This is a genomic window from Anaerolineae bacterium, from assembly GCA_016931895.1.
In the GTDB taxonomy this organism is placed as follows: Bacteria; Chloroflexota; Anaerolineae; order 4572-78; family J111; genus JAFGNV01.
Genome location: JAFGDY010000053.1, coordinates 1 through 22,450, shown reverse-complemented (window position 1 = coordinate 22,450; position 22,450 = coordinate 1). Strand labels below are relative to the sequence as shown.

Annotated in this window: 4 protein-coding genes; all 4 read left to right on the top strand. The window is 56.4% G+C overall.

Annotated features, from left to right (window positions below; all coding sequences use genetic code 11):
• The first annotated feature begins 2 nt into the window (after positions 1 to 2).
• The 4 genes from JW953_04400 to JW953_04385 all read left to right on the top strand — a co-directional run bounded on the left by JW953_04400 (position 3) and on the right by JW953_04385 (position 21,485).
• On the top strand, positions 3 to 6,623 hold the full coding sequence (locus JW953_04400) for an SDR family NAD(P)-dependent oxidoreductase (GenBank protein MBN1991919.1): 6,621 nt from the start codon (positions 3 to 5) through the stop codon (positions 6,621 to 6,623).
• A gap of 14 nt (positions 6,624 to 6,637) precedes the next feature.
• Positions 6,638 to 19,168 (top strand): amino acid adenylation domain-containing protein, encoded by a 12,531-nt coding sequence (locus JW953_04395; protein MBN1991918.1) that lies wholly within the window; start codon positions 6,638 to 6,640, stop codon positions 19,166 to 19,168.
• A gap of 20 nt (positions 19,169 to 19,188) precedes the next feature.
• Positions 19,189 to 20,484 carry an MFS transporter gene (locus JW953_04390; protein MBN1991917.1) on the top strand — a complete coding sequence of 432 codons (1,296 nt, stop codon included), beginning with the start codon at positions 19,189 to 19,191 and terminating at the stop codon, positions 20,482 to 20,484.
• 419 nt (positions 20,485 to 20,903) lie between these two features.
• Positions 20,904 to 21,485 (top strand): sigma-70 family RNA polymerase sigma factor, encoded by a 582-nt coding sequence (locus JW953_04385; GenBank protein ID MBN1991916.1) that lies wholly within the window; start codon positions 20,904 to 20,906, stop codon positions 21,483 to 21,485.
• Positions 21,486 to 22,450 lie beyond the last annotated feature (965 nt).

Here is a 22,450-nt window from a genome sequence, read left to right as displayed (position 1 = left end):
TGATGACCCAGGCAAAAACAGAACCCATCGCCATTATTGGGATGGGATGTCGATTCCCCGGCGGCGTGGAGACGCCCCAGGCTTTTTGGGAGCTACTCCGCCAGGGGCAGAACACCGTAACGGAGATCCCCGCCAGCCGCTGGCCCGTTGACGACTATTACGACCCCGACCCGGACGCTCCCGGCAAAATGCACACCCGGCACGGCAGTTTTTTGGATCAGGTAGATCAGTTCGATCCCCAATTTTTCAACATCTCGCCGCGAGAAGCCGTCAGCCTTGACCCGCAGCAGCGGCTGCTGCTGGAGGTGGCCTGGGAGGCGGTTGAGCACGCCAATATTCCGCCGGAACAGTTGCGCCACAGTTTAACCGGGGTTTTTATCGGCATCGGCGGTTTTGAATATGCGCTCCATTCGGTTAGCGCCAACGGCCTGGAGCAAATTGATGCCTACTACGGCACCGGCAATACCTTGAGCGTGGCCTCCGGTCGAATTTCGTACACGTTGGGATTGACCGGGCCGAGTCTGTCGGTAGATACGGCGTGTTCTTCATCGCTGGTGGCGCTGCACCTGGCCTGCCAAAGTTTGCGGCACCGGGAATGTAATGCGGCCCTGGCCGGCGGCATCAATTTGATGATCGCGCCCACCACCACCATTGGTTTTTCCAAAGCTCGCATGATGTCCCCCACGGGCCGCTGCAAAACCTTTGCCGCCGACGCCGACGGTTACGTGCGGGGCGAAGGCTGCGGCGTGGTTGTGCTAAAACGCCTGTCCGACGCCGTGGCCGACCAAGACCATATTCTGGCCGTGATTCGTGGCTCGGCCATAAATCAAGAAGGCCCCAGCCCCGGCCTGACCGCGCCCAGTATTTTGGCTCAGGCAGCCGTAATCCGGCAGGCGCTGGCGAATGCCGGGGTGGAACCGGCGCAGGTGGGTTATGTGGAAACGCACGGCACGGGCACGCCCGTCGGCGATCCCATTGAGGCCCGCGCATTGGGCGCAGTTTTTGGGCCGGATCGCCCCCCGGAGCAGCCGCTGTACGTGGGTTCGGTGAAGACCAATATTGGGCATTTGGAAACGGCGTCGGGCATGGCCGGTTTAATCAAGTTAATTTTGGCCTTGCAGCATCAGGAAATTCCGGCCAATCTTCACTTTCAACAACCCAGTCCCCACATTCCCTGGGCCGACATTCCTCTGCAAGTGGTCACCCAACATCGCGCCTGGCCGGGCCAGGGGAAAAAATTGGCCGGATTGAGCGGCTTTGGCTTTAGCGGGACCAATGTTCATTTTGTCTTGGAAGAAGCGCCGGCCCCGGCTGAACCCAAGCCGGATTTGGATAACCGGCCGCTTCACTTACTGACATTATCGGCCAAAACAGAAACGGCCCTCATTGAACTGGCAGACCGCTACCGGAATCTACTGGCGGCGCAACCCCATTTGGCTTGGCCGGAGGTTTGTTTTGCCACCCACACCGGGCGGGGCCATTTTCGCCACCGGCTGGGCCTGGCGGCGGCGTCAACCGAACAGGCCGCGGAAAAACTGGGCAACTTTGCTCAAGGACAACACGGCGCCGGGGTGTGGGCGGGATTTGTTGAACGCGAAGAGTCGCCCAAAATCGCGTCCCTGTTCACCGGCCAGGGATCGCAATACGTGGGCATGGGCCGCCACTTGTACGAAACCCAACCGGTGTTCCGGCAGGCGCTGGCTGAATGCGCTAAAATTTTACGGGATCATTTGCCCCAACCGCTACTCTCGGTGCTTTATCCGCCCCCGGAAGAGGCTTCGCCCATTGATGAAACCGCTTACACCCAACCCGCTCTCTTTGCCCTGGAATATGCCCTGGCCCAATTGTGGCAATCGTGGGGAATCACACCTGCTGTTGTGCTGGGGCACAGTATTGGCGAATATGTAGCTGCTTGCGTGGCGGGCCTTTTTTCGCTGGAAGATGGGCTAAAGCTGGTGGCGGCACGCGGCCGTTTGATGCAAAACTTGCCCGCAAACGGGGCGATGGTGGTTGTATTTGCCGGTGAAGCCCAGGTCGGCGCTGCCCTGGCCCCATACCACCGGGTTGTCTCAATTGCCGCCTACAACAGTCCCGGCCAAATTGTCATCTCCGGCGAAAAACAAGCTATTGAAAAAGTGGTTAATGCGCTGGAAAAGGACCATATTAAAACGCAACGTCTGACTGTTTCCCACGCCTTTCATTCGCCGTTGATGGAACCCATGCTGGCCGAATTTGGGCAAATTTTGGCCGGAGTTACATTTTTTGCGCCCCACATTGACATCATATCCAACGTCACCGGCCAACTTGCCGGCGATGAGGCGCAAACGCCCGACTATTGGCTGCGCCACGTGCGCCAACCGGTCAAGTTTCAGCAGGGTCTGCAAACCCTGCAAGCGCAAAACTGCCCTATAGTTATCGAACTTGGCCCCAAGCCGGTTTTGCTGGGTTTGGCGCGCCAAACACTACCCGACAACAACGGGGTCTGGCTGCCCAGTTTGCGCCAGGGGCAAAACGACTGGCAACCGTTGTTGGCCGCTTTGGCCACATTGTATACTCATGGTGCCGCCATGGATTGGGCCGGTTTTGAGCGAGATTATTTTGATCAGCGTCCGTCTGTAACCCTGCCCACCTACCCCTTTCAACGACAACGATTTTGGATTGAGCCAAGCACGGCTACGCCGTCTCCCCGTAACTATGCGCCCGATGATAAAAATTTGCATCCCTTGTTGGGCCGGCCGGTTCACTCGGCGGCCTTACAACCTCATCAGTTTCAATTTGAGGCCCGCATCGGCCAGCACGCCCCCGCTTTTTTAACCGACCATCGCATTTTTCAAACCGCGCTTCTCCCGGCCACCGCTTATCTGGAAATGGCGTTGGCGGCAGGACGTATTGCCCTTAAAACCGAGACCCTGACCCTTGAAAACGTTATGCTTGAGCAGGTCTTGATTCTGCCGGAAGACGGTTTAAAAACGATACAGGTTCTGTTGACGCCGGAAAACGCCAAAACTTATATCTTTCAAATTTATAGCCTGTCCGGCAACAGCGATAACCCAACCTGGACCCGGCATGCCGTCGGCAAAATTGCGCAAGAAAAGGCTCCTGCCGATGAAATTTTGGTCGATTTGGAAAGCCGGCCGCAAACCCACCACCTTACCGAAATTCCCGCCGCAACCTGCTTTCAACAATCTCTGGCGCGGGGGTTCAATTTTGGGCCGGGGTTTCAATTAATCCGGCGGGTATGGCAGGGCGATAACCAAGCCCTGGGGCAAACTCAATTGCCCGACAAGCTGGCGCCGGAGGCCAACCGTTACCTGCTCCATCCGGCTTTGGGTGACGCCTGTTTCCAGGTATTGGAGGCCACCTTCACCGGTGAAGATACCTCGGACATCTATTTGCCCACCGGCCTGGAAACGCTGGCCGTGCGGGGCCGTCCGGGCGCCCAGTTGTGGAGTTGGGGGCAAGTGCGCCCCAGTCCACCTGAAACAAAAGAGCACGAGCTGAAGCTGGCCGACCTGCAATTATGCAACGAGCACGGTTTGGTGGTGGTCGAAATAAAAGGATTACAACTGAGAAAGGTCAGCCGGGATGTTTTACGCCAGTTGCTGCAACAAGAGATAACTAACTGGCTATACAAGGTAATTTGGCTCAAAAAAGAGATTGAGACACAGCCTGGCCCGCCCCTACCGCAACAGGCAAGCTGGCTCATTTTTGCCCATGAAACAGGGCTGGGGCGGCAACTGGCCGCGCTGTTGGCCCAACATCATCACCGCCCTGTTCTGGTTTGGCCCGGCGAAACGTATGGCCCGGCTGAAGAACCCGATCATTACTATCTCAACCCGGCCCAACCGGAACAGTTTCAACAATTACTGGCCGACTCGTTGGCCGGCGGGCAGCCCGCTTACCACGGGGTTGTGCATCTGTGGGGGCTTACGGCCTCCCTTAACAAAATTAACGTTGAGGCGCTGCCGGCGGCCCAAGAAATGGGAACTCGCTCTGTGCTGCATCTATTGCAAGCTATAGTTCGGGCCAGATGGCCCCAGCCGCCGCGTCTCTGGCTGGTAACGCGCGGCGCGCAGCCTGCCGGCCCGGAAGCCCTGCCGCTGAATATGGCTCACGCACCGCTGTGGGGCCTGGGGCGCGTGATTGCCTTTGAGCATCCCGAACTTCACTGCACGCGGCTCGACCTGGACCCGCGCCCGGACCCGGCAGAAGCGGAACGGCTGTGGGCGATGTTGGCGCAGCCTGATATTGAAGACCAAGAAGACCAGATCGCCTTTCGCCGGGGCATACGTTACGTGGCCCGGCTGATACCATACGGCAGCCGAGTAGAGGCCGGCGAGTTGACGATTCCGGTTGAGCCTTTCCGACTGACCATGTCTGACTATGGATTACTGGAAAATTTGACGTTGGCGCCGACCAAACGCAGGCCGCCCGCCGCCGATGAGGTGGAAATTCGGGTACGGGCCACGGGGCTTAATTTCAGGGATGTGCTCAACGCCCTGGGCTTGCTGCAACAATTTGCCGCCGAGTTGGGCTTCAACTCGCCTGAAGACGTGCCGTTTGGCGGCGAGTGCGCCGGGGAGATTGTGGCCCTGGGGGAAAATGTTACAGATTTTAACATTGGCGACGAGGTGATAGCGGCGCTGGCGATCGGCAGTTTGAGCAGTCACGTAACGACCAACGCCGCCTTTGTAATACCCAAACCCCAATCGCTGAGTTTTGCCGAAGCCGCCACGCTCACCACCACGTTTCTGACCGCCGCGTATGGGTTGACCCACCTGGCCAAGATTAAACCCGGCGACCGGGTATTGATTCACGCGGCAGCCGGGGGGGTGGGACAGGCAGCGGTGCAAATTGCCCAACAAGTCGGCGCCGAAATATTTACCACGGCCAGTCCGGGGAAATGGGAATTCCTCCGGGCGATGGGCATCTCCCACGTGCTGAATTCCCGCGCCTTAGATTTTGCCGATGACGTGCTGCGGCTCACCCAGGGCCAGGGCGTTGACATTGTTCTCAACAGCCTCAACGGCGAATTTATCCCCAAGAGTCTGGCCACCCTGGCCCCGCAGGGCCGATTTATTGAGATTGGCAAAATTGACATTTGGACAACGGCTCAAATGAAAGAAGCCCGGCCGGATGTGGCCTATCACGCCTTTGATCTGCTGGAGGTGGCCCAACAGAACCCCGGCCTTATCCAAAAACTCCTGGCCGAAATGAGCCGGCTGTTGCAGGCCGGGCAGCTCAAACCACTGCCGCATCAGGTGTTTTTTATAGAAAATGCCGTTGATGCGTTTCGATATATGGCCCAGGCCAACCATATTGGCAAAGTGGTGATTACCCAGAGCAAATGCATTGCTGAAAACGAAACGCCGGTTCGGCCCGACGCCAGTTACCTGATCACCGGCGGTCTGGGCGAATTGGGGCTGCTGGTGGCCGGCTGGCTGGCCGAACAGGGCGCGCAGCACTTGATTTTGACCGGCCGCCGCGGCCTTACGTCGGCGGCGGCGCAGAAGGCAGTGGATCAATTGGCGGCGGCGGGGGTGGATGTCCGGGTTATGCCGGCGGATGTGTCGGACCCGGCAGCGATAACCCACCTGTTAGAAGAGGCGGCCACAACAATGCCCCCCTTACGAGGCATTGTGCATGCCGCCGGGATTTTAGACGACGGTGTGCTCCTGCAACAAACCTGGCCGCGTTTTGAGGCAGTCATGGCCCCCAAGGTGGCCGGCGCCTGGAACCTGCACACGCTGACCCAACACCTGCCGCTTGACTTTTTTGTTTGTTTTTCTTCAATGGCCGGATTGCTCGGTTCGCCCGGCCAGGGGAACTACGCGGCGGCCAATACGTTTATGGACGCGCTGATGCACCATCGCCGGCGGTTAGGTTTGCCGGGCTTGAGTATCAACTGGGGGCCGTGGGCTAACGTGGGTATGCTGGCCGATCTAAGCGCCCATAATCAAGCCCGCCTGACCGCGCAGGGCATCACGGCATTTGCCCCCGCTCAGGGCAAACAAGCGATGGACACGCTGCTGCGGCAAAATACGCCTCAAATTGGGATATTGAACATCAACTGGTCAAAATTCCTGGCCCAGTTTTCAGCAATGCCGGCGATTCCCTTTATTGAAACCCTGGCCCGCAATGTGGCCATAACCCCCTCACCAAAATCATTGGATTTACGGCAAACGCTTCAGGCAACCCCTGCCGCAGAACGTCCAGCCGTGCTAATTGACTATTTGTGCGCGCAACTGGCCCGGGTGTTGGGCTTGAGTTCAGCCGAACAAATTGAGCCTCGACAACGCTTTTTTGAACTGGGGCTGGATTCGTTGATGGCCATTGAACTAAGAAATCAGTTTGAAAATAGTTTAGGACAAACATTACCGGCCACGGTATTGTTTGACCAGCCCACGGTTGAAGCCCTGGCTCATTATCTGGCTCAAAATCTAGAACTGCCGGAAGACAGCCCGCCAGCCAATACAAAAGCAACCACCGTTGAGACGGTATTTCCTGCCGATCCACCGGAAAGTGATGAGTTTGGCGCTACAACCGCCGGCCAAATAGAGCGGCTTTCAGAAGCCGAGGCAGAAGCATTATTGTTGAAAGAATTGGAAAAACTCAGTTTCTAAAGAGGCAAATGGTAATGAAGCCTGACTCAAACGCAAAAACAGACCTCTCTTCCACCAAACGCGCCCTGCTGGCGCTCAAAGAAATGCAGGCCAAACTCGAGGCCGCGAAACGGACCAACAACGAACCCATCGCCATTATCGGGCTGGGGTGCCGTTTTCCCGGCGGGGCCAATACGCCGGCTGCATTTTGGCAATTACTGCGCAATGGGGTTGACGCCATTACCGAGGTGCCGCCGGATCGCTGGGATATGGCGGCTTATTACGATCCGGACCCGACCGCGCCGGGCAAAATGTACACCCGCCACGGCGGTTTTATAGACCAAGTTGATCAGTTTGATCGAGAGTTCTTTAACCTGTCACCTAAAGAAACCATAAGCCTCGACCCGCAGCACCGTTTGATCTTGGAAGTGAGTTGGGAAGCGCTGGAACACGCCAATCAAGCGCCGGGCCGGTTATCCGGCACTTCAACCGGCGTATTTATTGGCATCGGCAGCTTTGACTACGGCATGCGTATTTTGGGCGGGGGAAACATTGACCATATCTACGGCTATCACGGCTTGCTGGGCAATATCTTTAGTTCGGCGGCGGGACGCCTCTCTTATCTGTTGGGCCTGACCGGCCCGGCCATCGCCCTTGATACAGCCTGTTCCTCATCGTTGGTGGCGCTGCACCTGGCCTGCCAGAGCCTGCGCCTGGGTGAGTGCAATTTGGCCCTGGCCGGAGGCGTAAGTTTGCTGTTAGCGCCCGAAGGGAACATTAATTTTTGCAAAGCCGGGGTGATGTCGCTGGCGGGCCGTTGCAAAACATTTGATGCCGCCGCCGACGGATTTGTGCGAGGCGAAGGCGGCGGGGTAGTTGTGCTCAAAAAATTATCCGACGCGCTGGCGGACGGCGACAACGTTTTGGCCATTGTGCGCGGGTCCGCCGTGAATCAAAATGGCCCCAGTGGGGGCCTGACCGTACCCAACGGCAAAGCGCAGGAAGCGGTGATGGCGCAAGCGTTAAAAAACGCCGGGGTTGAACCCGCTCAGGTGGCTTATGTGGAAACGCATGGCGCCGGCACATTTTTGGGCGACGTGATAGAGTTAAGCGCGTTGGGCCATGTTTTTGGACAAAACCGTAACCACGACCGGCCCTTGTACATTGGCTCGGTTAAAACCAATGTGGGGCACCTGGATGCGGCGGCGGGCATGGCCGGTTTGATCAAAACAATTTTGGCCATACGCCAACAAGAGATCCCGCCGCACCTGCATTTTAACCAACCTAATCCGCAGATTCCCTGGTCTAAATTGCCCCTTTTGGTGGCTACGGAACGCACGCCCTGGCCGGTGGAAACCCACCGTTTTGGCGGGGTGAACGCGTTTGGCTTGAACGGCGTCAACGCGCACGTGGTGTTGGAAATGCCTCTACCTCAAAATGAATCCCCAAAAACGTTGGCCCCTGTTTCTCCACCCCGCCAGGAACGCCCCCTGCATATCTTGACCCTGTCGGCCAAAACAGCGCCGGCGTTAAAGGTGTTGGCGGGCCATTATGTACAATGGCTGGCCGACCATCCCCAGGCGAGCTGGCCGGATGTTTGTTTTTCGGCCAACACCGGGCGGTCCCATTTGCGGCACCGATTGGGTCTCGTAGCCGAGTCGGTGGCGCAGGCCCGGGAACGATTGGCGACTTTTGGTCAGGAGCATGATGGCCGGATTGGCATATCGCAGGGACAAACCCCGGCCCCCCCACCAAAGGTTGTTTTTCTTTTCACCGGGTACGGGTCGCAATACGTGAATATGGGTCGCCAACTTTACCAAACCCAACCTTTGTTCCGGCAAACGTTGCAAACGTGCGACGAAATTTTGCGCCCCCACCTCAAAGAATCATTATTAAGCGTTCTCTACCAACAACCCCGCTCAAGCACCGTTCTTACCGAACCAAGCTACGGATTACCGGCCCTGTTTGCCCTGGAGTACGCCCTGGCCGAGTTGTGGCAGGCGTGGGGGGTCAAACCGGCAGCCGTGATGGGCCACAGTGTGGGTGAATATGTGGCCGCTTGCGTGGCCGGATGCGTCAGCCTGGCCGATGCCTTAACCCTGGTAGCCAAATGGGGCCACCTGATGCAAAATTTGCCTGAACAAGGGACAATGGCCCTGATCCGCGCCGCCAAAACCCAGGTGATAACCGCCATTGCGCCCCACGCCAACGAGGTAGCTATTGCGGCCCTCAACGGCCCGGACTTAACGGTCATATCCGGGCGGCAACAAGCCGTAGCCGCCGTGACCGCCCGGCTAACGGCTGAGGGAGTGGAGACGTATAAGCTGGACGGCTCGCCGGCTTTCCATTCGCCGCTCACAGACCCCATGCAGGATGAATTTGAAGCAGACGCGGCCAAAATCACATGGCAAGCGCCTCGCCTGCCGCTCATCTCCACGGTAACGGGCCAACCACTGAATTCTCAACGCCCGCTCGCCGCCGGCCACTGGCGGCAGCACAACCGGGGCGCGGTAAATTTTATGGCCGGGATGGCCGCCCTGTTTGAGCAAGATTATGATCTATTTCTGGAAATTGGCCCGCAACCAACGTTAGCCACCTTGGGCAAACGTTACCCCCAGGGCCAAAAAGTTACCTGGCTGCCCTCCCTAAGCCAGGGTGAAGATGACTGGCCGGTGCTGCTCAACAGCCTGTCCGCCCTATACGTGCGGGGTGTGGAGATTGACTGGGAACGCTTTGATCAGGATTATGCCCGCCAACAAAAATACCACCTGCCCACCTATCCGTTCCAGCGCCAACGCTACTGGTTTGCGGATCAACCTCCGGCTGAACCCGGCCCCATTATACCGGAAAACCTGCCGCCAACGCCAAACCTTTCTGCTAAAAAACGCCAAAGGCTGATTTTGGACGACCTGCGCTTGTTGACCGCCACGCTGCTGCGCGTCAGCCCTAACCAGATAGATACTGAAACTTCCCTCCTGCATCTGGCGGTCGACTCCATTGTTTTGCTTGACACGGCCAACAAAGTTGAAAAAAGGTACGGCGTGCCCATAACCATTCGCCAGTTCTTTGAAAACCTGAATACGCTGGCCGCCATCGCCGCCTACCTTGACCAAAACTTGCCGCCGGACTGGACCCTGCCGGAGACTGATTCCTCAACCGTCACGGAAAAAACGACTGTTTCCGCGCCACTTCCTCCCGTTTTAACAGAGATTGAGGATATTGAAATCGCCGCCACTCCGGCAGAAGATCGGCGCGAGACCATCTTGTCAACCCTGCGCGCGGTGGCCGCCGAACTGCTTAAAACTTCACCGGATAATGTTGATGAGCATGCCTCTTTTTTGGAACTGGGGGCCGACTCGTTGATTGTGGTTGAGGCCAACCGCAGGATTGAGAATACCTATGGCTTGCAGCTCAAAAATCGCCAGTTCTTTGAAGAACTATCAACCCTGGCGGCGCTGGCCGCCTACATTGACCAGAATCTACCGCCGGATTGGGGCGCGCCGGAATCCCCCCCACCGGACCTTACTGTTGACACGTCCCCGCCGCCGGAAACACCGAACATCACAACCGCGCCGGTTGAACCGCCAAAAAGTGCCGCCAAACAAAAATCCGCCGCGCCCGCGACTGCCGTAGAGCGTATTATGGCGCAGCAGCTTGAAACCATGTCGCAACTGATGGCACAACAGTTAGAGGTACTGCGGGGTCGTCGTTCCGCGCCGGAGCTGCCCCAAACGCCCGCCGTTAATGAAGTTCGCCCAGCCCTGGCGCAAATGCCAATGCTGCCTGCGGCCTCAAGCGCGCTGCCTTTTCCTATTCCACAGGTGGCGAAAACGCCGTCCCCTCACCTGACCCCACAGCAAGCGGATCATCTGGCCGCGCTGGTTGAGCGTTATACCCAACGCACGCCCCAATCAAAACAACTTACCCAGCGTTATCGCCCGGTGCTGGCCGATAATCGAGCCTCCGCCGGTTTTCGTTTTTCCATCAAAGAAATGTTGTACCCCATTGTCGGCCAACGGGCGGAAGGCGCCCGGATGTGGGACGTTGACGGCAACGAGTACATTGACCTGACGATGGGTTTTGGCGTTAACCTATTTGGCCACCGGCCTAATTTTATCACCGCCGCCCTGCAAGCCCAACTGCAACAAGGCATGCAACTTGGCCCGCAAACAAAACTGGCCGGGGAGGTCGCGGAACTCATCAGCGAGCTGACCGGCATGGCGCGGGTCATCTTTTGTAATTCCGGCACCGAAGCGGTGATGACGGCGCTGCGCCTGGCCCGCGCGGCCACAGGCCGGCCCAAAGTGGCGATGTTTGCCGGCGCTTATCACGGTCATTTTGACGGCACCCTGGCCATGGCCCGGAACGGAACCGAGGACCCGGCCGGAATACCGGTGTTGCCCGGCATATCGCCCAACATGGTGGCCGATGTGTTGGTGCTGGATTACGGCAGCCCCCAATCATTAGACGTGCTGCAAAGGCACGCCGACCAACTGGCCGCGGTGTTGGTTTCGCCCGTGCAGAGCCGGCAGCCGGATTTGCAGCCGCGGGAGTTTCTGCACCAACTGCGCCAATTTACCACCAACAACAATATCGCCCTGATCTTTGACGAGATCATCACCGGGTTTCGCATTCATCCCGGTGGGGCGCAGGCCTGGTTTGGCGTTACGGCGGATATGGCTACCTACGGTAAAATTATCGGCGGCGGCATGCCCATTGGCGTGGTGGCGGGCCGGGCCGAATATTTGGACGGCGTTGACGGCGGCATGTGGCAATATGGCGATAATTCCTATCCTGGAGCCGAAACTACGTTTTTTGCCGGCACGTTTTGCAAGCATCCGCTGGCCATGGCTGCCGCGCGAGCCACGTTGCAGCATATAAAAACGCAAGGCCCCCAATTGCAGGCGCGGTTGAACCGGCAGACAGACCAACTGGTTGCCACCCTCAATAACTATTTTAGTCAAAATCATGTTCCAATCCGGGTGGCTCATTTTGGCTCACTGTTTCGGTTTGAATTTAGCGGCAATATGGATTTGCTGTTTTATCATTTGCTGGAAAAAGGCATCTACGTGTGGGAAGGAAGAGCCTGTTTCCTCTCTACGGCTCACACCGATGACGACCTGGCTGCCATCATTCAGGCGGTCACAGCCAGTATTGACGAGTTGCGCGCGGGCGGATTTTTGCCACAACCGGCCGGCCAGGCCATCGAATCTTCGCCGCCATCGCCCGCCGGCCCAACCACCCCCCCACCACCGGCCCGCGTCACACCTCAAAACGAGCCGGACCCGCAGGTCATCCGGCGAGTACCGCTGACCGAAGCGCAAAAGCAGTTGTGGGCGTTGGCCCAACTCTGGGAGGGCGGCTCGTTGGCCTACAATATGTGCGTGGGGCTTCAATTGCGCGGGCCGCTCCGGCTAGAGGCGATGCAGCAGGCCGTTCAGCAAGTGGTCGCCCGGCACGAAGCGTTGCGCACCACCATCAGCAGCGACGGTCAATTTCAAGAAATTTGGTCAACCTGGCCGGTTGAACTCTCCCTGACCGATTATTCAAATGTACCGGAGCCGGAACACGAGGCCAAAGCCACCGCATGGCTCAACGCCGAGAGCCGGCACCTATTCGACCTGACCCGCGGCCCGCTTTTCCGGGCCGGCCTGCTCAAACTGGCGGCAAACCGGCATGTGGCCGCGCTCACGGCCCACCACATTGTGGCCGACGGCTGGTCGGCGGGGGTGTTAATGCAAGAACTGGGCGCGCGTTATTCGGCCATTTGCCAGGGGCGCCAAATTCAATGGGACCCGCCCATGCAATTTAGAACCTACGCCGAGTGGCTGGCCCAACAAAACCAAACCAAAGCAATGGCCGCCCACGAAGCTTACTGGCTGGCCCAATTTGCCAACTCGATCCCGGTGTTGAACCTGCCCACCGACCACCCGCGCCCGGCGATTAGAACATACCGCGGGCGTAGAAAATCGGTGCGCTTGCCGGCTCATCTTGGCCGTAAACTCAGGCAGGTGGGACTGGAACATAACTGCACCCTATTTATGACCCTGCTCGCGGCCTACATTGTGTTGCTGCACCGGCTGACGGGTCAAGATGATGTCCGCGTTGATATTCCCACCTCGGGACGAACGCTGGAGGGCAGCGAAACGATGGTGGGTTTTTGCGCCAACCAACTGCCCATCCGCAGTTATTTGACCGGCCCAACCACCTTTGCCGCGCATCTGGCTAAAACCCGAGAGCTTCTGCTCGACGCCTACGAACACCATGACTACCCCTATGCCCGGTTGTTGGATCATCTCTTTAAGCGTAAAAATAGCCCCTCTCCCCTGGCAACCACCATTTTTAATATGAACCCGCCGATCCCCATGCCGGAGGTATTTGAATTGGAAGCCGAATGGTTTTCGGAGCCAATCAATTTTGTGGCGCACGAAATCAGCCTGCATGCCACCGAACTGGACGACGGGCAACTGGCCCTGGATTGCGATTACGATTGCACGTTATTTGAAGACGCCACCATTGCCCGCATCTTGGGCCATTTTGAAACGTTGTTGCAGGCTATTGTTGTTGACCCCCACCAACCCATTGCCCAACTTCCATTGCTAACCCCGGCAGAGCGTCACCAATTACTGGTAGACTTCAACAATCCGCCGGTCGCCTATCCGCAATCAAACCTGCCTGAACTATTTGCAGCGCAGGTAGAAAGAACACCGGAGGCGGTAGCCCTTGTGTTTGAAGATCAACAGTTGACGTATCACGAGTTGAATGCCAGAGCCAACCAGGTGGCCCATCACTTGCAAACCCTGGGCGTTGGCCCCGAAGTTTTGGTGGCGCTGTACGTTGAGCGATCTCTGGACCTGGTTGTTGGCTTGTTGGGCATTCTCAAAGCCGGCGGTGCCTATGTGCCGTTAGACCCGGCTCTCCCGCCGGAACGGCTGGCCTTTATCCTGGCCGATACCCAGGCCCCGCTTGTATTAACCCAACAAGCACTGGCCGAGAAGTTGCCCCCCCGTGAAACCGGTTTTGTTTATCTTGATACCGATTGGCCCCTCATCGCCCGGCACAGCAAGCAAAACCCCACCACTATTATCTCGCCGGAAAATGCGGCTTATGTTATCTACACTTCCGGCTCAACCGGCGAACCCAAAGGCGTTGTGGTCACCCACGGCAATATCTCCCGTCTATTTGAGGCAACCCAGGGCTGGTTCAACTTTGACCACCGGGATGTGTGGACGTTATTCCACAGTTACGCCTTTGACTTTTCGGTTTGGGAACTGTGGGGCGCGCTTTTGTACGGCGGCCGGTTGGTGGTGGTCCCCTATTGGATAAGCCGGTCGCCTGCGGCGTTTTACAAATTACTGGCCAAGGAACAGGTGACGGTTCTCAACCAGACCCCCTCCGCTTTCCGGCAACTGATCCAAACAGAGGAAACACTGGGAGCCAATCCCAATTTGGCCCTGCGCCGGGTTATTTTTGGCGGCGAGGCGCTTGAACCACAAAGCTTGACCCCCTGGTTTGAACGGCACGGCGACCAAGCGCCCCAATTGGTCAATATGTACGGCATCACCGAAACAACCGTTCATGTCACCTATCAGCCCCTAACCACCAAAGATTTAAAAACCACCTCAGGCAGTCCTATCGGCACGCCAATCCCGGACTTGCAGGTCTACATTTTAGATCAAACCCGGCAACCTGTACCCATAGGCGTGGTCGGAGAGCTTTACGTGGGCGGGGCCGGGGTTGCCCGAGGCTATCTCAACCGGCCCGCGCTGACGGCTGAAAAATTTATCCCCAACCCCTTCCTGGACGACGAAAACAAAACATCCATCCTTTACCAAACCGGTGATCTGGCCCGCTACCGGGCCGACGGCTCCCTTGAATACCTGGGACGCATTGACCGGCAGGTCAAAATCCGGGGATTCCGCATTGAATTGGGCGACGTGGAAGCGGCGATCAACCAACACCCGCAAGTGAGGCAGAGCGTGGTGGTAGATCAGGATACGCCCACCGGCCCGCAATTGGTCGCCTACATTGTTTCCACTCAATCGGAACCTCCGGCCACGGGCGAACTCCACCGCTTTCTGCGCGATAAATTGCCCGATTATATGCTCCCGGCCATTTTCGTGAACCTGGATGACATTCCCCTGACCCCCAACGGCAAAACCGATTATCGGGCGCTGCCCATGCCCGGCCCGGCGAATCTCAAATCTACGGCTGATTTTGTCCCCCCCCAAACTCCCACCGAAAAACTGCTGGCCCAACTTTGGGCCGACGTGTTAGGGCTGGAAAAAGTGGGCATCCACGATGATTTTTTTGAACTGGGCGGGCACTCGATTGTGGCCATTCAAATCATCACCCGCGCTTATCAGGCCGGGCTGCGGGTAACGCCGCAACAACTATTTCAATATCACACCATCGCCGAGTTGGCTGCGGTTGCGGAAATGGCCCCGGTGCTACCCGCTGAAGAAGACTCGCCGAAAACACATCAATTCAGCCAACCTGTTATGCCGGAAATACCAACAGATTTGGAACCAGAACTGCCGGCCCATGCTGAAGCCGTTTATTCGCTGGCTCCCACGCAGCAAGGGATGCTTTTCCACACGTTGTTTGATCCGGACTCGGCGGTTTATTTTGAGCAATTTAGCTGTACGTTTGATACTTCACTGAACACAGTCGCTTTTCGGCAAGCCTGGCAGCAGGTGATTAACCGCCATCCGGTTTTGCGCACGTTTTTTGTGTGGGAAAATCAAAAAGAACCCCTGCAAATCGTGCGGCAAAATGTTAAGCTGCCCTGGATTGAGCTTGATTGGCGGGAGATGCCGGCCCCGCAACAACAAGCCGAGTTACAAACGTTGCTCGACGCCGACCGCCGCCGGGGTTTTGCCTTTGACCAAGCCCCATTAACGCGCTGCGCCCTGATCCGGCTGGGCCAGAAGAAGTATCGTTTCATCTGGAGCCACCACCACATTTTGCTGGACGGCTGGTGCATTCCCCTCATTCTCAAAGAAGTCTTTTTCTTTTACCAGGCGTTCAGCCAGGCCCAAACGTTACCACTGCTTGACCCGCCGCGCCCTTATGCGGATTATATTGCCTGGCTTCAACAGCAAGACGCAGCCAAAGCCGAGACATTGTGGCACAAAATGCTGCAAGGATTCAGCGCCCCCACCCGGTTGCCGGGCGATACCGGCCCCAAACGCCGAGGCGATCCGGCCGGGCGTTACGAAAAGCAGCATCTCCGGTTACCGGCCTCAACCACAACGGCGCTCCAGTCTCTGGCGCGACAGCATAAATTGACCCTGAATTCCGTGATTCAGGGCGTATGGGCGCTGCTGCTTGGCGTTTACAGCGGCGAAAAGGATGTGGTTTTTGGCGTGACGGTTTCGGGGCGTCCGCCCGCCCTGACCGGCGTTGAGGCGATGGTGGGTTTATTCATCAATACGCTGCCGGTGCGGGCGCAGATAACGGGCGAAACATCGCTCTTGTTATGGTTGCAAAACCTGCAAACTCAGCTTATGGCAGAGGAACAGTACGCCTACACCTCTTTAGTTGAAATTCAGGGCTGGAGCGACGTTCCACGCGGTACGCCCCTATTTGAAAGCCTGCTTGTTTTTCAAAACTTCCCCCTGGCCGCTTCGTTGGCGGAGTGGCAAGAGGCCCTGCCGATTGATGAGATCCATTTGTCACAAAAAACCAATTACCCGCTCAATTTGATTGTTTTGCCGGGCGCGGAATTGGCGGTGGAGATTGGCTATGATGAAAGCCGGTTTGAGGCAACCGCCATCCGCCGCATTTTGAGCAATATTGAAACCATGCTAACCCATATCGCCGCCACCGGCCTGCAACAGAGTCCCCTATCTGTATCTTTACTCACCCAAACGGAACGGCAGCAAATTTTAGAAGAATGGAATAACACCCAGGTTAGCTTTCCCCGGCAAGACAAATGCTTGCACCGGTTGTTTGAAAAACAAGCGAAACAAACACCAGAGGCGGTAGCTGTTGTGTTTGAAGATCAACAGTTGACGTATCACGAGTTGAATGCCAAAGCCAACCAGTTGGCCCATCACCTGCAAGCTCTGGGTATTGGCCCCGATGTTCTGGTCGGTTTGTGCCTGGAACGGTCGCCGGAGATGGTGATCGCTCTGCTGGCCGTGCTCAAGGCCGGCGGCGCTTACGTGCCCCTGGACCCGGCCTATCCCCCCCAACGCCTGGCCTTTATGCTGGCCGATGCCCAAGCGCCCGTTCTACTGACCCAACAACGGCTCCGGCCAAACTTGCCCAAACAGCAAGCCCACCTCATCTGCCTGGATAGCGATTGGGACACCATCGCTCAAGAAAAACAATCCAATCCCACCGGTGCGGTTGCCTCGGAGAACCTGGCCTATGTTATTTACACCTCCGGCTCAACCGGCCAACCCAAGGGCGTAATGCTGACCCACCGGGCCATTTGTAACCACATGGCCTGGTTTCAACATACCTTTTCGCTAACCGCTGCGGATAAGGTTTTGCAGAAAACACCCTTCAGTTTTGACGCCGCCATTTGGGAATTCTACGCCCCGCTGTTGGTGGGGGCGCAACTGGTGCTGGTCAAACCCGGTGGGCATCAGGACAGCGCCTATCTGGTGCAATGCATCGTTGAGCAACAGATTACCATTTTGCAACTGGTTCCATCGTTATTGCGGCTGTTGGTGGCCGATGATGACCTGGCCCGCTGCGGATCGCTGCGCCACATTTTCTGCGGCGGCGAGGCCCTGCCGGTTGACCTGGCCAAACAATTGTGGGCCAAACTGGATGTAAAATTGCACAACCTCTATGGCCCTACCGAGGCGTGCATTGATGCCACCTGGTGGACGTGCCAAGCGGACAACGGCCAGCCGGTGATGCCCATTGGCCGGCCCATTGCCAATACCTGGGCCTATATTCTTGATGAGCAACTCAATCCGGTGCCCGTTGGTGCGCCCGGCGAGTTGCATCTTGGCGGGGCGAGCCTGGCGCGGGGGTATCTCAACCAACTTGAGCTGACGGCGCAAAAATTCATCCCCAATCCTTTTGTGAAGGATGAAGACGGAAAGCTGAAGGATGAAGAAAAGCCGCGCGTTCTGTACAAAACCGGCGATCTGGCCCGCTACCAATCCAACGGAATCATTGAATTTTTAGGACGTGTGGATCATCAACTCAAAGTGCGGGGTTTTCGGGTTGAGCCGGGTGAAATTGAAACAACATTGCGCCAACATCCGGCGGTTCAACAATGCGTGGTGGTGGCCCGGCAAGACCGGCCCGAGGATAGCCGGTTGGTGGCCTATCTTGTGTTAGATCAACCAACAGACACTGCAACTACAGAGTTTCGTCATTTTCTCCGGGATAAGTTGCCTTCGTACATGATCCCATCAGATTTTGTCATGCTGGAGGCGCTGTCTTTAACGCCCAACGGCAAAATTGACCGCCGCGCTTTACCCGCGCCGGACCGCTCACGCCAGGATACGCCGGCGCAATTTGTGGCCCCCCGCGACACGCTGGAACTGCAACTGGTCCAAATTTGGGAAGAGGTGCTGGCTGTTCGGCCCATTGGGGTGCGGGATGACTTTTTTGACCTGGGCGGCCATTCGTTGCTGGCCCTCCGTTTGCTGGCGCAAATCCAGGCCCGGTTTGGCTCTCAAGCGGGGGCCAACCTGGCCCTGGGCACTCTTTTTCAGAAAGCAACCATCGAACAACTGGCGCGTTTCATCCGCCAGCAGCCCGGAAACAAACCATGGTCGGCCCTGGTTCCCATCCAACCAACAGGCCGGCGGCCGCCGTTTTTTTGCATCCACCCCATGGGCGGCAATGTGCTCTGTTATGCCGGGTTGGCCCGGCATCTGGAACCGGACCAACCTTTTTATGGCCTGCAAGCCGTGGGGCTTGACGGCGCGCAATCACCTTTGCCTACCATAGAAGAGATGGCCGCTCATTATATTGACGTGATCCGGACGGTTCAACCTGACGGTCCGTATCAGCTTGGCGGCTGGTCTTTTGGCGGGATCATCGCTTTTGAAATGGCCCAACAGTTGACCCGGCAAGGTCAATCGGTAGCGGCGCTGGCCCTTGTTGATAGTTACGCCGCCGAATCGGTAGACGAACTGCCTGACGACGCCCAATTGATCTCAACGCTGCTTAACGATCCGGTCGCGCTCTTTGGCCGGGAGGTAGCGCTCCCCCTGGCGGTTGCGGACCTGAAAGACTTATCTTTGGCTGAACAAATGCGGTATATTGGCCAACAAGCCAAAGAAATTGGATTACTGCCACAGGAAGCCGATCTGTCTCAGTTACACCGCCTGTGGGATGTCTTCAAAAGCAATGCGCATGCTTATCATCGTTACCAACCCCAACCATATCCCGAACAACTGATGCTTTTCCAGGCCGGCGAATCTCAGAGCGGGTCAAACCAAAAGCCGGACTGGCCTGAACTGGCCCCCAACGTTGAAATCCATAAACTGCCCGGTAATCACTACACCCTGCTTGAGGAGCCGCACGTGCAAGTTTTAGCCACGCACCTGAATGCTTACTTGGCTCCATCTGTGAGAAAGCCAAAATAATTTAGATGCGCCAACACGCAATGCTGCCGGGATGGCAGGTTTTTGGCCTGGTCTGGTTTGGGCAACTGGTTTCGCTCATTGGCTCCGGGTTGACCCGTTTCGCGCTGGGCATCTGGATTTTTCAGCAAACCGGCGCAGCCACGCAACTTGGTTTGGTATTGTTATGCGCCTACCTACCCGGCATTTTGATTTCTCCCTGGGCCGGCGTGGTAGCCGACCGCCGGAGCCGCCGCTGGGTGATGATCCTTAGCGATTCGGCGGCAGCGCTGGCAACGGGTTGTGTAGTAGGACTGTTGATTTTTGATCGTCTTGAGGTCTGGCACCTTTACCTTACGGCCAGTGTTAGTTCCATTGCCGAGGCTTTTCAATGGCCCGCTTACGTGGCCACCACAACCTTGTTGCTGCCAAAACAACACTTTGGCCGGGCCAGCGGCCTGACCAACATAAATATGGCCGCTGCCCAGTTAGTGGCCCCGGTATTGGGCGGCCTTCTCCTGGTGACCATTCAATTAACGGGCGTGCTTCTGCTGGATTTTGCCACATTTCTTGTGGCTGTGTCCATCCTGCTTGTTATCCGTTTTCCAAAAGTAAAATCTTCGGTCAGCGGTCAGGCTATCATAGATTCATTTATATCCAAAGTCGCCTACGGCTGGCAATACATTGCTGCGCGCCCCGGCCTATTGAGCATGCAGATTCTGATTGCTTTTGGCAATCTGGGGGTGGGGACCATCCAGGTATTATTTATACCTTTGTTGCTATCTTTTTCTTCCGTCACCATCGTCGGGACGGTTATCTCGCTGGGAGGAAGCGGTATGCTATTGGGGGGCCTGGTGATGAGCGTATGGGGCGGACCGCGACGGCTTATTAATGGCGTTTACGGGGCACAACTGATGCAGGCTGTATGTTTGCTGGTGGCCGGAATAGCTCCCTCGGTGAACCTCATCACCGCCGCTACCTTTTTCTACTTTTTTAGCTTACCCATCTTGATGGGTTGTAGCCAGGCGATCTGGCAAAAGAAGGTCCCCTCCGGCACACAAGGACGGGTTTTTGCGGTACGGCGCCTGATTGCCTGGTCAACATTGCCGCTGGGTTATTTTTTAGCAGGCATACTGGCCGACCGCGTTTTTGAGCCTTTGCTGAATCTAAACGGCCCTTTGGCCGCAAGTTTGGGGGCGCTGCTGGGCGTTGGGCCAGGCCGGGGGATAGGCTTGATGCTGGTGGCGATGGGCCTCAGCGGGATACTGGTCACTTTTGCTGCTTACCAGTATTCGCATTTACGCCGGGTAGAGGATGAACTGCCGGATAGGATCGTCTAAACTGGCATAACTATAAACTATTTTGCAGGGTACGCGCTCTCAAAAATATTAGGGGAGATGGTCAACTGCTGTTTGAGATAGAAGATACCGACCGGCCGCTGAGTGGCGGCGGCATAGCCTTGCTTTGCGAGGCAGGCCGCACTGCAACCCAGATGGTTAAGGCGCAGCCGATTTAATTTGCCCGATCCCCGGCTTATGCCTATAATGGAAAGTTGCCGTACGTTGGCCAAGATGTCAAGTAAATCTGGAAAGCCTGTCACAAAATGGCGGCGGACGGCATGTAACATATAGGGAGGTACGTGTCCTCCCGGTGAGACCCACACGTTTCACCGACCTTAACAACTAAATATGTGCCCCTTTTTCGTTGGACCAGATGGTGGAAGACCTATTCTATTAGCCCTATAGAAAGGAGCGTGCTGATGTTAGCACAACCGGAGTCCGACGAAGTCTTGGTTAAACGATTGTTGCCAAGCAGCAACGGCAACTCCGCCAGTCGCGCGGCAGCCTGGCAAGAATGGTACACGCAGGCAGGCGAGGCGTCGGTGCTGGCCTTTATCAAGGCCCAAAACGACACCGCCGAACCTGACATGGACATCTTCCAGGAAGCAATGATGACGGCATTTGTGGAGGTAGAGCGGGGGAAGTATCGCCCCCATCTCAACGTGCCCTTTGCCGCTTACGTTAAAGGCATTGCCCGCAACAAAATCCGTGAGGCCCGGCGGCGCACCCGGCGGTTTATTCCCCTTGACGACACACCCTATAGCCAGCTTGAAAGCAACGAGCATTTGGAAGCTGTGGTTGAACAGCAAGAGCAGCAGGACTCGTTGCACGCCGGTTTGGCCAGGCTCTCGCAGAACAGGCGCCAGGTGTTGGAAGGTTATTTGCGGGGCAATAGCACCACCGAGATTGCCCAATCTTTGGGCATTACCGAAGCGCTGGTGCGCCAGCACAAAAGTAGAGGCGTGCGCCATTTACGGCAAATGGCTGTTTTGGCGGTGTAAGCCGCTTAAGTAGCAACAAAACCAAGACTTCGCTCCCAACCTTAGTTGGGCGTGAGGGGTTCTGGGCGGACAAGCAGGTTCCCGTCCGCCCAGACCTCCTTACTCTTTCCGGCCCCGGTTTTTCCGTCCAGTTGTTTAAAATTAGACAAAATTCTGGGATGGGTATATGCTAAAATAGGTTTAGTGTGTTTACATCTTCACCCAGGTTCAACGATAGAAAGGAAACGGATTTCGGCGAAACGGCTATTCTAAAATCGGCCCAAAGTGAGCCGGTGGAGCTAATTTTTGCGGCTTAAGACTTTGGCCATAAACAACGGCGATTGGTGCGTTTGCTCTTTACCCCTGTTGTTTATGAACCAAGCCTCCTGTCACCGGGCAAAGTTACAGACAGACAGGCCTTTACATTTGGCTCTCCTGCGGCTGATTTTAATAAAATTTGACCGGCAGGCGCGGCGCAAGCTTTTTGACGGCTTTACGATTGAATTTTTGTTAAAAGTCTCGACGGCCTGGCTGTTTCTAGAATGGTGGGGTTGAATAATTTCTCTTTCTTTTTTTGAAATTATTCCAGCCCACCCGCGGATGCCAACTTTAACCACCATCGTCTTTTCCGTTTCGTTCAACCCACAGTCGGGTGAGGTGGGAACCTGGCGATTTTAATCGCGGCAATATAAATTGCCAACACTCGCGCTGGGGGCACATAGAAAAAAACAGGCCCTGCTGAACAAAACAGCAGGGCCTGTTGATTTATTTCTTAACCCAAGTTGCCACCTATACGGGTATGTCATTCTATACTAAAAACAGAATGAGACCGATACTTTTGTGGAGCGACAAGCTAAGGTCATTTTGAGGCCACAGGCCGAGAAATCTCCTTCTACAGGTACGGTTTTGAGGAGATTTCTCCTGTAAGCGTAGCGGCGTCGAATGACATATCCACCATTGTTACTGAAAGTAACGGTTTCAAACTA

Coding starts and splice junctions, on each gene's coding strand:
- JW953_04400 (MBN1991919.1), top strand. CDS start 3: ATGACCCAGGCAAAAACAGAACCCATCGCCATTATTGGGATGGGATGT.
- JW953_04395 (MBN1991918.1), top strand. CDS start 6,638: ATGAAGCCTGACTCAAACGCAAAAACAGACCTCTCTTCCACCAAACGC.
- JW953_04390 (MBN1991917.1), top strand. CDS start 19,189: ATGCTGCCGGGATGGCAGGTTTTTGGCCTGGTCTGGTTTGGGCAACTG.
- JW953_04385 (MBN1991916.1), top strand. CDS start 20,904: ATGTTAGCACAACCGGAGTCCGACGAAGTCTTGGTTAAACGATTGTTG.